The sequence below is a fragment of the Emticicia oligotrophica DSM 17448 genome (assembly GCF_000263195.1).
Lineage (GTDB): Bacteria > Bacteroidota > Bacteroidia > Cytophagales > Spirosomataceae > Emticicia > Emticicia oligotrophica.
In genome coordinates, this window is sequence record NC_018748.1 from 2,610,404 (window position 1) to 2,624,806 (window position 14,403).

The following is a 14,403-nucleotide window of genomic DNA, read 5'->3' on the forward strand; positions in this document are numbered from 1 at the left end:
AAGTATCGGATACTTTATATTAAATAACGAAAATTAAAGCAAAAGCTTCAATAAATAGAATATTAGAAAGATGAAAATCAATAAAGCATTCATAATTATTTGCTTGTTTTTAGGTGGTGAAGTGTTTGCTCAGAGTACTGAGCAAGTGCTTCCGAAACTTATCAATCAAGCCATTGAATATTCGCCACGTGTGAAGGAACAACAACAGTTGTTAACTACTGGTGATTATCGAATTAAAGTACAAGAAACAGGACTTAAACCTCAAGTAAGTGGTGAGTTGAGCTATTCGCGTGTTGACCCAATTGCTCAAGCCACATTGCCAGTTAATGGTGAGCCTCGAACGATTCAATTTCAGCCCCATAATAACTATAATGCCAGTGTAGGTGCATCGTATGTGATTTATGATTGGGGAAGATTTAAGGCAGGTGTACAGAAAACTTTGCTTGAAATTCAGCAACAAGGGGGTGGAATTGAAACATTAAAACATACATTAGCTTACCAAGTTACACAACTTTATTATAGCATTGTTTATTTACAAAAAGCGATAGTTGTGCAACAAGAACAAGTAAAATTGGTTCAAGAAAATGGCAAAATCATTGCCGACCGAATCAAGAGTGGTGATGCTTTAGATTATGATGCGATTCAAACACAAGTTCGTTATAAAAATGCAGAAATGCGTGTTATTGACTTGCAAGGGCAGCTTGAAAAACAGTTTATTTTCCTAAGCTCATTGATTGGTTCTGACGCACGTAAACTAATTCCAGCTAATGCAGAATTACAATTCCCTTATGCAAAATCTGATTTGCAAACTGCTTATAATGAAGCCATTCAAAATAATGTAGATTTGAAATACTTGCTCTCAAAAGAAAGCATTTTAGAGCAAGAAGTGAAGATTTCGGGCATGAGTAGCTTACCAACATTAGCAGCAAGTGCTTCAGTAGGGGTGAGAAACGGCTACCTACCCGATATTTCGATTTTAAGACCAAACTCATTGTTAGGCGTAAAATTATCAATTCCGATTTATACAGGGAAACGCGGTGCATATAATACACAAATAGCTAAAATCAATCTGGATGCAGCTAAGCAAGGTACTGAATCGCAAAAGGTGCAGATTAGCCGTGACCTTGAAAATGCTTATAACGATATAAAAGTTGCTAATCAAAAGAAAGAATTGGCGGCAAGTAATGTATTTCAAGCTGAATATGGTTTGAAATTAGCAAAAAATAGGTTAGCAAACGGGGTAAGCACTCCACTCGAAATTCAAGCAGCCGAAACGGGTTTAGAAGAAGCGAAGTTTAATTTATTACAGTATGATTATCAGGCCTTAATGGCCAAACTCGAAATCGGTCGATTATCGGGAGTGAAGTTTTGGTAAAAAACTAGCAGGAGTCATACAGAATATTGAAATAAACATCACTCATTGCCCTACAAGTGTACACTCTGTTTTATCTGTGGGGCGTTTGCACTAATAAATTTGACTTTAGTCTGAATGTTTTATTCGACTAAAGTCAAATTTGTTTTATTAAATTCCTTCAGTTTTATTTTTTTGATTCAATTTCTATTAAAATAAGTTTAACTGCTTAATTTTTGGTAAACTCCCCTCGTGCTGAAGTAACCATTCTTTTCGCCAGAGGTCGCCACCATAGCCAACCAAACTTCCGTCAGAGCCAATTACACGGTGGCAGGGTAAAATAATAGTTAAAGGATTATTACCGTTGGCCGTACCAACCGCTCGGATGGCTTTTTCATTGCCCACTCTTCGAGAAAATTCAAGATAAGAAATAGTCTTACCGAAAGGAATTGTTTTTAAACATTCCCATACATTTCTCTGAAAATCAGTACCTTGTGCTAGTAAAGGTAAATCAAAGTCTTTTAAATTACCTGCAAAATAGGCATCAAACTGACGTATACATTCATCAATAATTACAGAGTTTTCGGGCGTTTCTTCTAATTGTCGGCTTGGTTTTTTTTGTGCATCACGAAATAGCACATGCGTAACGTAAGAATCAGTTGAGATAATTTCTAAAATGCCCAAAGGAGAAGTATAATGCTTCACATATTGCATGAATTTCGGTGCGTTTTGAGTTAGATTTCAAATATAAATAAAAGAATAATTCAATTGAGAATAATTTAGTTAAGACCAGAGGAGTATAAATAATTGATTCTTAGATTTTTATGTAAAAATTGTATTTTACATTTATTTATAAAAACGATACTTAAAAAACTTTTCTGATAATCAAGCAGTTATAAAAAAGTAGTTTTGTAATTTTGCAAACATATTTTTTTATTCATAAAAATTTAAGTGATTCAAAAGAGTCGCTATACAATAATGGTAGTACCTTATAAAGAAAAAGATAGTAGCAAGCGTGAGCAGATTGCCGAAATGTTTGATAATGTTTCGCCGAAATATGATTTTCTTAATCATTTGCTCAGCGGAGGAGTTGATTTTTGGTGGCGTAAGAAAGCCATTTCTACACTTCGAAGTGTAAAGCCGAAGTTGATTTTAGATATAGCTACTGGAACGGGCGATTTAGCAATTGAAGCAGTAAAACAGCTAAATCCTGAAAAGGTAATTGGGGTTGATATTTCGGAGGGAATGCTTTCGTTTGGCAGAGAGAAAATGAAGAAGCTTGGATTAGAAAATAAAATTGAGCTTCAAATGGGCGATTCTGAGAAATTACTCTTTGATGACAATACTTTTGATGCGGTTATCGTTTCTTTTGGTGTACGTAATTTCGAAAATTTAGAAAAAGGCCTAACCGATATGTGCCGAGTAACAAAGTCGGGGGGAACGTGCATGGTAATGGAATTTTCAAACCCTAAGACTCCCATCATAAAACAAATTTACGAATTTTATAGCGGCAAAATACTCCCACTCATTGGTAGATTAGTTTCGAACGATAGCTCTGCTTATAGCTATTTACCAGAGTCGGTGAAAGCATTTCCAGAAGGGAATGATTTCTTGAGTGTATTCGAAAAAGCAGGTTTCACGCAAACCAAGTGGATTCCATTGACTTTCGGTACCTGCTCGATTTACATTGGCAAAAAGCCATAAAGCTTTATACTTTTTGTAATATTTATGAAAAAAGCCCCTTTTCCTAGATTTGTCTTAAAACTCTTTTTTTTAGCCATTTTTTCGCAATGCGTATATGCTCAGCAGAATCGCCCACGTTTTCAGGCAGATTATGATGCAAAGGATATGCGTTTTGGGTATTTTTTGGGTTTAACGAGTACGAACTTCAATATTAAATTCAATAATTATTTCGTCAATAAAGATAATTATTATAGCATTACTTCCCCCGGAGTGTTGGGTCTGAAAATGGGAGGTTTAGTCAATTTTCGATTGAATGATTATTTCGATTTTAGAGTTTTGCCAACTGTTGCCATTTACGGACGTAAGCTAGAATATCAATATATTGATACGTCTTTACCTGATAACGACCCCCAAAAATTTAAAGAAAAAGCCGAGTCAAGAGAAACTGCATGGTTTGAGTTGCCTATAATGTTTAAATACAAGTCGGAAAGAAGAGGAAATGTTAGAATGTATGTATTTGGAGGTTTACGTTATGGCGTAGAGACTAACCCTAATAGCCGTAGGAATATAAATAAGTTTGTTACAAAAACCAGTGACTTAAGTATTGAGTACGGTACGGGTATTGAGTTTTTTAGGGAGTATTTTAAATTTGCACCTGAGCTTCATTTTTCGCACGGTCTTGTAAATTTAGTTGACCCCTTAACTAACGCAGGTACGGCATTGCAAGGTGTTGAGCGAATGACAACGCATACAGTTACTTTATATATTTTATTTGAGTAAAATATTTCAAACAAACCAATTTTAGACAAAAGTTGTTAGATGCTTAAAGGTATTTTTTACAGCTTTTGTCTATTTTTTTACAGAATGAAATACATCGCCATCTTTCTCGTTCGCCTCTATCAAGCAGGTGTTTCACCTTGGTTTCCACCTTCATGCCGTTATACTCCTACCTGCTCACAATACTCCGTTGAGGCTTTTCAGAAATATGGATTTTTCAAAGGTTTTTGGCTCACCGCAAAGCGTATTGCTCGTTGTGGTCCTTGGAGCCATACACATGGTTATGACCCTGTTCCTTAATTCTTGAAATGCTTATCGGGTACTTGTTATGAATTACTGTTTGAATTCTAATTACTCTTCAAGCATAATTATCCAATAAGTGATAAGTATTTTTAACAAAATATTCTACTGGTTTTGGTACTTTTTAAAGAAGTTTATTCACTATTTGTTTATTTTCATAAAATGAATCCTTCTTTGAGTTTATAGTTCTATAAATACTCTGTAAATTTGAATTTACAACAAAACCTTTCTCGGCAATGACACTCGAACAACGCCAGTACCCTATCGGAAAGTGGGCACCAAAGAAAAGCTATTCGACCAAAGAAATCGAACGCAACATTAGTATCATTGAGAAGTATCCTGCTAAGTATAAGCGACTTGCCAAAAAACTCTCTGATGAAGAATTAGCTAAACAGTACCGCGAAGGAGCATGGAATGTACGCCAGTTATTGACCCACATTTCAGATATGCACATTATGCACTACGCACGCTTTAAACAAGCATTGACCGATGAAAATCCTACTGGATTTATTGCCAATATCAATGCTTGGAATGCAACCTCCGAAATATCCAGTACACCCGCAGCAGATGCTTTACTTTTACTTGAGGCAACACACAAAAGATGGGTTTTTCTGATGCGTAGTATGTCGGAAAGTGATTTTGATAAAACCTTTTACCATGCTCTTCGCCAGTTAAATCTAACATTGGGTCAAGCACTTAGCATGGCAGCGTGGCATACCAGACACCATTTTGAACACATCAAAATTGCATTGAACGACTAAAGAAATTTTGTTGAAATATTGCTACTTAATAAGATTTAGAAAACAAAAACAAATTCCCCTGTCAAGAAATTATTATTTGGAATTTCGAGGGGTGAAATTTTATGAATAACACCTATTATGTCATTGATTTCGATAGCACTTTTACAAAAGTAGAAGGGCTTGATGAATTAGCAAATATTGCGTTGGCAGGAAGCCCAAACCAAGAGAAAGTTGTACAACAAATCAGAAGTTTGACCGAACAAGGCATGAACGGTGAAATTACTTTCTCTGAGGCTCTTAGCCGTAGAATTGAATTATTGAAGGCTAATCGTTCACACATTGACCAATTAATTAGTTTTTTACATACTAAAGTATCGGATTCTTTCCAGCGTAACGAAAAATTCTTGCGTGAATTTTCCGACCATATCTTGATTGTTTCGGGTGGTTTTAAAGAATTTATTGTGCCAATTGTTACGGCAATGGGCTTGAAGGAGGAAAATGTATATGCAAATACATTTGTGTTTGATGCCGAAGATAACATCATTGGTGTTGACCAAGCAAATGTGTTGGCTCACGAGAAAGGCAAAGTAAAATTGCTTAGTTCATTGAACCTTGATGGAGACGTTTACGCCATTGGTGATGGTTATACCGATTATGAACTCCGAGCTTCTGGTTTAGCGAATCGCTTTTATGCATTCACCGAAAATGTGGAGCGTGAGAAGGTTACGGCAAAAGCTGACCATATCGTGCCATCTTTAGATGAATTTTTGTATTTGAATAAATTGCCTCGTAGTCAGTCATATCCAAAGAGTCGTATCAAAGTACTTTTATTGGAAAATGTTCATCCAGTGGCGGTTGAGGCCTTCAAACGTGAAGGATTTGATGTAGAAACGCACAAAGGTGCAATGGATGAAGAAGAATTGATTGAAAAAATTAAAGGGGTTTCGATTGTAGGGCTTCGCTCGAAAACCAATCTTACCAAAAAGGTATTAGAACATGCCGATAAATTGATTACAGTAGGAGCTTTTTGTATCGGTACAAACCAAATTGACCTTAAAACTTGTACAGAAAAAGGCATTGCCGTTTTCAATGCACCTTACAGCAATACTCGTTCAGTAGTAGAATTGGCTATTGGTGAAATGATTTTATTGATTCGTAATGTGGTTACTAAAAGTAATCAGATGCACGAAGGAAAATGGGATAAATCAGCCAATAATAGTTTCGAAGTACGTGGCAAGAAATTAGGTTTGATTGGCTACGGACACATCGGAACTCAACTTTCGGTTATTGGTGAGGCACTCGGTATGGAGGTTTATTTCTACGATATTGTAGATAAAATGCCAATCGGGAATGCAAAAAAATGTCGCTCACTTGAAGAAGTTTTACGTGTAGCCGATGTGGTAAGTTTACACATTGATGGCCGTAAAGAAAACACTAATGTTTTTGGCAAGCGTGAGTTTGAAATGATGAAAGAGGGTGTAATCTTTATGAACTTAGCACGTGGCCACGTAGTGGATGTACCTGCTTTGGTAGAAGCTATTAAGTCGGGTAAAGTGGCAGGTGCAGGGGTCGATGTATTTCCTTATGAACCAAAAACTAATAGTGAACCTTTTGAAAATGAACTCCGTGGATTACCAAATGTGATTCTCACGCCACATATTGGAGGTAGTACTGAAGAAGCTCAAGAAAGTATCGGGCACTATGTACCAGAACGCTTACTTGAATATATGAATAATGGTAGCACGACAGGTAGTGTTAATTTCCCAGAAGTACAATTGCCATTGCTTCGTGATTCACACCGTTTATTGCATATTCACCAAAATGTGCCAGGAATTATGGCGAAAATCAATAATATTTTTGCCAAACACCATATCAACATCATTGGGCAATACCTGAAAACTAATGAAAAAATTGGCTATGTGATAATGGATATCAGTAAAGGATATACCGATGAATTTGTACAAGAAATTAAAGCTATCGATGAAACGATTCGTTTCAGAATGTTATATTAAAATTTGAATTTTCTATTCTAAAGCCCTCTTTCTCAACTGAGAAAGAGGGCTTTTATTTTTTAAGCTCTTATATCAAGTAATAGATAAAATCTACCAAGTTTGTCTGCTATTCTGAAAGACTTATTGTTTATAAGTAAAAATACTTAAAATTAGAATATTACAATTATTTATGAGCAATTATGTTTTTTTATTTAAACCTATTTATTTAATTATTTAACATTTTATGAGAAAATTATTGTTTTTGAAAACATATATTTTCTGTTTTTTTATTTTTTTATAGATATATGTTATTTTTATAAACATACAATAATTAAATTAATTAATAAGTGTATAATTGATATTTTATCAAAAATATGCAAATTATTGTATTTTTCGAATGAAATATTTAATATAATTAACTTTTTTTAGTCTTTATTGATTTTTTATTAAGAAAAATTTTTTTATTCAAATTTCACTTGATAATTTTAGACACTGTTTCTTAGATAAGTACAACAATTCTTCATCAAGCCTTCTTTTCCGACCGCAGTATGGGAAGTGCTTGAAGCCTATAAATACTACGCTTAAAATGCGGGTTTATGAAGTGTACACTATCGCTTCATAAATAAAGGAAAAAGATGGCAAGTCCCATCGATTCATAAAACTATAATAAAGTTGAATATTTTCTCACCGAGAATTTATCAACATAGAAGGAGACACTTTCATCCAAACTATAACCTAAATAATACCCTGAAACCGAGTATTACAAAACCGAGCGGTCGGAGTCTTGTGATACTTCGGTTGAAAGGGGGAATCATCTAAACTAAAATTCCTTTTTATGATGAATAAACTCTACTTATTTATGTTTCTGCTTTTGTCTTCGATGGCAATAGCACAAGAAAAGGTCATTACAGGCGTAGTGACTTCTGCAAGCGAAGGTGGACTCCCAGGTACATCGGTTACTGTAAAAGGAACAAATTTCGGGACTGTTACAGATGCAGAGGGTAAATTTTCATTAAAAGTTCCAGCAAATAGTACATTTATCACAGTAAGTTCGATAGGATACGTTACAACCGATATTAAAATAGATAATAAAACAATCTTCCAAATTTCTTTAGAGCCAGATACCAAAACATTAAATGAAGTAGTAGTAACCGCTTTGGGGATTTCGAGAGAGAAAAAATCTTTGGGATACTCACAGCAAGACATCAAAGGAGATGGATTAGTAGAATCTCGTTCGACCAATGTTGCAAATGCCTTATCGGGCAAAGTTGCAGGGGTGCGTATTAGTGCCAATGGTGGCCCTGGTAGCGGTTCAACTATTCAGATTCGTGGTGCATCATCGGTTTCGGGTAATAATCAGCCCCTTATCGTGGTAGATGGTGTGCCTATTCAGCAACAATTTGACAAACAATTTGGGGGTGGAATTTCTGAAGTGAACCCTGACAATATCAAAGATATTTCAGTTTTGAAAGGACCCAACGCCGCCGCTCTTTATGGCTCGCGTGCTGCCAATGGTGTAATTTTAATTACAACCAAAGATGGTGCAGGAAGCAAAGGACTTGGTATTGAGTTCAACTCAAACTTTACGGCCGAAAGACCATTGGTTAAGCCTAATTTTCAGAATATGTATGGTGGTGGCTCAGGCTATGTAACATGGTACTCAGATGGATGGAGTGGCGTGATTGCACCAGATGCTTATGACCAATACAAAGCTGCTTATGGTACCGTAAGACCAGGTGTAACAACTGGTACTGATGGAACGGACGAAAGCTGGGGAGCTCCACTGGATGGCCGATTAGTAAGACAATGGTTCACGGGAAAAGATGTGGCTCCACTTACACCTCAGCCAAATAACTGGGATGAGTATTGGCAAACTGGTACATCACTCACTAATAATTTTGCTATTTCTGGTGGAAATGATAAAGGGAGCTTTCGCCTAAGTATGGGAAAACTCGACCAGAAAGGTCTGATGGCTTTCAATGATTTTTACCGTAATAACTTTAAAGTTAATTCTAATTATAAAGTTTCAAAATTCCTTACCGCGGTAGTTTCGGGCGAATATGTAAAGTCAGGTGGAAACCGTACATACCAAAACGGCGACCAGTTTATTTGGTCTCACCGCCACGTGTCTTGGGACCAACTTGCCAACTGGAGCGATTATACAGGTATACATATTCAAAGAGCAGTAGCAGGAAAGCTACCTGACAATGACCCACCTAACTGGCAGCATACATTCTTTACAAATCCTTTTTATTTGAGCGAAAAACTACCATATACCAATGATAAAGACCGCATCGTAGGAAATATCGCATTGAATTTTACAATTTCTCCAGAATTGAAATTCATGCTTCGAAGCGGTACAGACATGTGGTCGGATACCCGTATTAATATTGTAAACTTTGATAGAGTTCGTAATGGAAACCGCACACCAGGACGATATTCGGAAGAAGTATTACGTAGCCAAGAAACCAACCACGATGCCCTATTAACTTATGAAAAATCTATTTCGAAAGATTTTCATCTGGTAGCATCGGCTGGGGCAGCTCAAAGAACCAACTTCTATAAAAGAAATTATGCCTATGTGGGCGAATTAGTAGTTGATGGAGTTTATAACCTTTCAAATTCTAATCCAAGTCAAAACGTAATTGAGAGCCGTATTCAGAAATCAGAAGTACAAAGTGTGTATGGTTCCTTACAATTAGGCTATTTGAATGCCCTATTTTTAGATGTAACCGCTCGTAATGATTGGTCAAGTACATTGCCTTCAAATGCACGTTCGTATTTCTACCCATCGGTTTCGGCAAGTGCGGTAGTAAGTGATTTATTGAATTACCCAAAAACAGTGCTTTCGTATGCTAAAGTGCGTGCAAGTTGGGCTCAGGTAGGTAACGATGCCGACCCTTATCAATTAGCACAAACCTTCCGTGCGGGAGGTTCGTGGAATAGCTCATTACCAGAGTATTATGAAAATCTTACTATCTCAAATGCTACTCTAAAACCTGAAATTACTACGGGTATTGAAGTGGGAGCTGATTTGAAATTCTTGAAAAATCGCTTTGGTTTAGATTTTACCTATTATAATCAGTCAACCAGAAATCAGATTTTGGGTGTAGAAATCTCGAAAGCCAGCGGTTACGATAAGCGTATCTTGAATGCTGGTCAGATTACCAACCAAGGTATTGAAATAGTATTGAGCGGTAAGGTGCTCGAAACCAGCGATTTCAAATGGGATGTGGCCATAAATTACGCCCGTAACCGCAATAAAGTAATCGAATTGGCCGAAGGTTTAAGCACCTATACACTTCAAGAGCGTCGTGGTCTTACGTCAATTGCTCAAGTTGGTATGCCTTACGGTGCTTTGTTTGGTATTGGATTCAAGCACGCTCCAGATGGACAAATTGTTTACGCCAATGGCTTGCCAGTGGTAGAAACTACCCCGAGAATTTTAGGAAACATTCAACCAAAGTGGATGGGTGGTATTTCGAATACATTCTCATATAAGAAGTTTACACTGACGGCTTTAATTGATGCAAAAATTGGCGGTGATATTTTTGATGAAGGAACGGGTACAGCTCGCTGGACTGGCCAATATGCTGAAACGGCAGTAGGTAGAGAAGAAGGTATTATTGGTAAAGGTGTGATGAATATCGGTACAACCGAAAACCCACAGTATGTACCAAACGATGTAATTGTAGCTACTAATCAACTGATTGGTTATAATAATCCTCGTCGTTATCACGAAGCTGCCATTTTCGATGCCTCGTATGTAAAATTAAGAGAAGTTTCTTTCGGATATAACATTCCGAAATCTGTACTCAATAGGCTCCATATTCAAAATGCAAAACTTTCATTGGTTGGTAGAAACTTGGCTATTCTATTCAAAAATACGCCACATATCGACCCAGAAGTTGACCGTTTCGGAGCCAATCAACAAGGATTTGCCTACGGCGAATTACCAAATTCAAGAAGTTTGGGAGCAAACCTTTCGATTAGTTTTTAAGTGAAGGAGTTAGGTTTTATGAATTATGAGTTAGAGAAGGCTTTGTAGAATAAATCTATTTTGAACCTAAATACGACTCCTTAAAACCTAAGCTCTAAAAATTATTAACCTAAAATTTTGACAGATATGAAGCTCAATAAAATTATATATTCTCTGACATTCATAGGTTTACTTTCATCGGTTAGCTCTTGTACGGCTGATTTTGATGAAATGAATACCGATCCCAATAATCCTACTTCAATCAGTGCTCAGTATTTATTTCCATATGCAGTAGAGAAAACGGTTGATAGATATTGGGGAGGCAATACGCGTTTCGAGCGTCTGAACCTTGATGGGGCTATGCTTTGGATTCAGTATTTAGCACGAAATATTTATTCTAACGAAGGAGATAATTACGGAATTACTCCAACTTTCTATAACAATACTTGGAAATCTCTATACAACGATGGTTTGCTTAATTTCCAACGTATCATTACTGAAACTGGCGAAAAAGGCAAAACACCCAACAAAAATTATGAAGGTGCGGCCTTGGTAATGCGTTCGTGGACATTCTCTTTACTAACCGATTTATATGGAGCCATTCCTTACACAGAGGCACTAAAAGGGGCTGAAACTACACCAGTGTATACGCCTTCTTATGATTCGATGGATAAAGTTTATGCAGGAATTTTAGCGGATTTAAAACTTGCCAATGAAAAACTCACGATAGGTGGTCCTGCCATTTCGGGTGATATTATCTACAATGGAGATATTTTAAAATGGAAAAAATTTGCCAATTCACTTCGATTGCGTTTAGCTAACCGTCAGGCAGCAAAAAAATCGGCAGAATCGAGAGCAATCATGAAAGAAATTCTTTCAGACCCAGCTAAATACCCAATTTTTACAAGTAATGCTGATAATGCTCTCTTAGCCAATACAGCTACTCGCCCAAGTAATAATGAGTGGAACGAAGTAATGATTGTGGGAAGCCGTACTGACTGGAGCATAAGTAAGACAGTTGTAGATAAACTTACTGCTTTAGGCGATACTCGTTTGAGTGTTTTTGCAACCAAAAATAAGGCGGGGGGGTATGAAGGTATTCCGAATGGTCTGCCAGATGCTATTGCAACTACCTATTTAAGTTCTGCATCGGTACTCACTGATTATTTCACGAAAGCCAATGCACCGAGTATAATTATGACGTTCAGTGAGTTGAATTTCATCTTAGCCGAAGCTGCCCTTGATGGCGATATTGATGCCAAACCCGATGATTTTTTCAAGAAAGGAATAGATGCCTCTTTCAGTCAGTTTGGTCTAACAACTCCAACTGATTATTTGAAAACAGTTGGAGAAATTACGAAAGAATCAGTTATCGAACAAAAATGGATTGCATTGTTTGGGCAAGGAGTAGAAGCTTGGACAGAATACCGCCGAACGGGTTTACCGAAATTTTCGCCAAGAGACCCACGTGCCGTATTTGAAAACGACGGAATTATACCAACTCGCTTACCATACCCTACTACTGAATATTCGTTGAACAAAGCAAAGCTTGATGAAGGCATCAAACTCGTGGGTGCCGACAACATGAAAGCTAAACTTTGGTGGGCAGAGTAAAGTGTTATCAGTCAGATAGTTATGCCGTAAAGGGCGTTAATTTACGCCCTTTTACATTTTAAACCATTAAACGATTTTAACATGAAGAAGATACTTTTTTTTAGCACCATATTTATAGGATTTGTTGCGGCATCTTGTAAAGTAGATGACCCATTTGTTGACCGAATCGCTGCCCCAGTTTTAGTGATTTTTGAAGATCCAAGCGGTACCAAAACCAGTGGCCTTACAACCGAGCCTTCAATAACATCTTTGGCATCAACCGACGCCACAATTACGGTTCGCTTATTAGAATTAAATAAAGATGGGCTTCTCGATTATAAAGTAGGCATTGATAGTATTCCAGCTACAGCAGTGCCAGTAACATTTAAGTTGAGAACTGGTACAAAGATTTCGGATGTAACAACTGATGCAACAGGTCGTTCGATTTTGAAAGTTTCGTGGAAAACCCTTGGTATTGCAGCACCAGTAGCGGGGTCGTCGGTTTCTTTAAGTTGTTCGGCAACCTATAAAGATGTATCGTTTACCAAGTACTTTAGACTAACAGCAACCAAATAAATTAATGGATAATTAAAAATAGGGAATGGAAAATTTCTTTCAATACATTCTCAATTTTTGATTATCAATTCTCAATTCAAAAAAATCTCTATTCAAATAACAATAAAACTAAGAATACAATGAGCAACATGATTAACAGACGTAGTTTATTAAAGTCAGGTTTAATGACTATTGGCGGTATGGCCTTGGCTCCGCATCTGACGATGGGAGCATTTCCGAACGCTTCTTATACATTAGATGAAAAAAGCCGACTCTACTACAGCCCGCTTTTAAGAGAACATTTCTTAGATGAAAGACCAGATGTAATGGCCATGGCTGCACGTCTGAATGCCAACGAAAACCCTTATGGCCCACCAGAAAGTGCTAAAAAAGCGGTTGCTGAGGCCGTGGCAGGTGGAAACCGTTATTCATGGAAGGAACTGGCTATGTTGGTTGACAAAATTGCCAAGAAAGAAGGAGTTACCGACAAACATATCATGATGGGACCGGGTTCATCTGATTTACTTGAAAAAGTTGCTTTGGTGTTGTTTATGAATGGAGGGAACATCATCTCAGCCGATCCAACTTATATGTCATTGATTCGTGTAGCAGAGGCAGTAGGAGCAACTTGGAAAGCTATTCCGTGTAAAAGCGATTGGTCGCATGACCTTGCTGCGATGGAAGCTGCGATTGATAAAGATACTAAAATGATTTATGTGTGTAATCCTAATAATCCAGTGGGAAGTATTACTGACGGCAAAGCCTTGTTAGATTTCTGCTCAAGAGTATCAGAAAAAGTGCCAGTATTTATTGATGAAGCTTACCTCGAATTGGCCGAAGGAACAGGTACTGAAAGTATGGTTTCGTTGTTGGCTAAAAAGAAAAATGTAATCATTGCCCGTACATTCTCAAAAATCATGGGTATGGCTGGTTTGCGTGTGGGTTATGCCGTAGCACAACCAGAGTTTTTAGATAAGATTCAAAAAATTACGAGAGGAGGTATGGGTATTTCGCATACTTCGGTTTTAGGTGCAATTGCAAGTTTCGAAGATACTGAGTTTCAGGCAATGACCAAGAAGCAAAATACTGCTTGCAAAGAGTATTTGTACGAAAACCTAACAAAAATGGGTTACAAATACATCCCTTCTTATACAAACTTTGTCATTTTCCCAATCAATCATATGAGTGGAAAAGACTTCTTAGCCAAGATGACCGCTAAAGGAATTTTGGTACGCTCATTTGACATTCAGAATAAACCATGGTGCCGTGTGAGTATGGGTACGATGGATGAAATGAAGCAATTTGTAAAAGCATTAGGCGAATTATCTTAGTTTTTTTGTCATAGGTTAGAGTAAATTGGAGAAGTCGGTTGACTTCTCCAAATTTTAAAACTTTTATTAAAAAAACTACACATTCTTATTTTATAATTCTTAA

At 37.0% G+C, this 14,403-nt stretch carries 11 protein-coding genes; 10 read left to right on the plus strand and 1 reads right to left on the minus strand.

All coding sequences use genetic code 11. The annotated features are described in order from the left end of the window. Positions 1–70 precede the first annotated feature (70 nt). On the plus strand, positions 71–1,375 hold the full coding sequence (locus tag EMTOL_RS10910) for a TolC family protein (protein WP_015029341.1): 1,305 nt from the start codon (positions 71–73) through the stop codon (positions 1,373–1,375). Positions 1,376–1,561: 186 nt separating this feature from the next. On the opposite strand, the gene EMTOL_RS10915 is transcribed toward EMTOL_RS10910, so the two are convergent. Continuing rightward, positions 1,562–2,065 (minus strand): methylated-DNA--[protein]-cysteine S-methyltransferase, encoded by a 504-nt coding sequence (locus EMTOL_RS10915; RefSeq protein WP_015029342.1) that lies wholly within the window; start codon positions 2,063–2,065, stop codon positions 1,562–1,564. Positions 2,066–2,326: 261 nt separating this feature from the next. On the opposite strand from EMTOL_RS10915, the gene ubiE reads away from it, so the two are divergent. From ubiE to EMTOL_RS10960, 9 genes are all read left to right on the plus strand, one after another. Next, entirely contained in the window at positions 2,327–3,055 is a 729-nt protein-coding gene (gene ubiE, locus EMTOL_RS10920) for a bifunctional demethylmenaquinone methyltransferase/2-methoxy-6-polyprenyl-1,4-benzoquinol methylase UbiE (protein WP_041694072.1), read from the plus strand. Between the two features lie 24 nt (positions 3,056–3,079). Then, positions 3,080–3,814 (plus strand): type IX secretion/gliding motility protein PorT/SprT, encoded by a 735-nt coding sequence (gene porT, locus EMTOL_RS10925; RefSeq protein WP_015029344.1) that lies wholly within the window; start codon positions 3,080–3,082, stop codon positions 3,812–3,814. Between the two features lie 84 nt (positions 3,815–3,898). Next, complete coding sequence (yidD, locus tag EMTOL_RS10930; protein ID WP_041693526.1) at positions 3,899–4,111, plus strand: membrane protein insertion efficiency factor YidD; 213 nt, start codon at positions 3,899–3,901, stop codon at positions 4,109–4,111. 236 nt (positions 4,112–4,347) lie between these two features. After that, positions 4,348–4,872 (plus strand): YfiT family bacillithiol transferase, encoded by a 525-nt coding sequence (locus tag EMTOL_RS10935; protein ID WP_015029346.1) that lies wholly within the window; start codon positions 4,348–4,350, stop codon positions 4,870–4,872. 101 nt (positions 4,873–4,973) lie between these two features. After that, positions 4,974–6,863, plus strand: a complete 1,890-nt coding sequence (gene serA / locus EMTOL_RS10940; RefSeq protein ID WP_015029347.1) for a phosphoglycerate dehydrogenase — start codon at positions 4,974–4,976, stop codon at positions 6,861–6,863. 814 nt (positions 6,864–7,677) lie between these two features. Further along, the gene (locus EMTOL_RS10945) at positions 7,678–10,842 is read left to right on the plus strand and encodes a SusC/RagA family TonB-linked outer membrane protein (RefSeq protein WP_015029348.1); all 3,165 of its coding nucleotides are present in this window, start codon (positions 7,678–7,680) and stop codon (positions 10,840–10,842) included. A gap of 126 nt (positions 10,843–10,968) precedes the next feature. Further along, positions 10,969–12,435 (plus strand): SusD/RagB family nutrient-binding outer membrane lipoprotein, encoded by a 1,467-nt coding sequence (locus tag EMTOL_RS10950; protein WP_015029349.1) that lies wholly within the window; start codon positions 10,969–10,971, stop codon positions 12,433–12,435. 81 nt (positions 12,436–12,516) lie between these two features. After that, the gene (locus EMTOL_RS10955; RefSeq protein WP_015029350.1) at positions 12,517–12,990 is read left to right on the plus strand and encodes a hypothetical protein; all 474 of its coding nucleotides are present in this window, start codon (positions 12,517–12,519) and stop codon (positions 12,988–12,990) included. Positions 12,991–13,109: 119 nt separating this feature from the next. Then, positions 13,110–14,300, plus strand: a complete 1,191-nt coding sequence (locus EMTOL_RS10960) for a pyridoxal phosphate-dependent aminotransferase (RefSeq protein WP_015029351.1) — start codon at positions 13,110–13,112, stop codon at positions 14,298–14,300. The last annotated feature ends 103 nt before the right edge of the window (positions 14,301–14,403 follow it).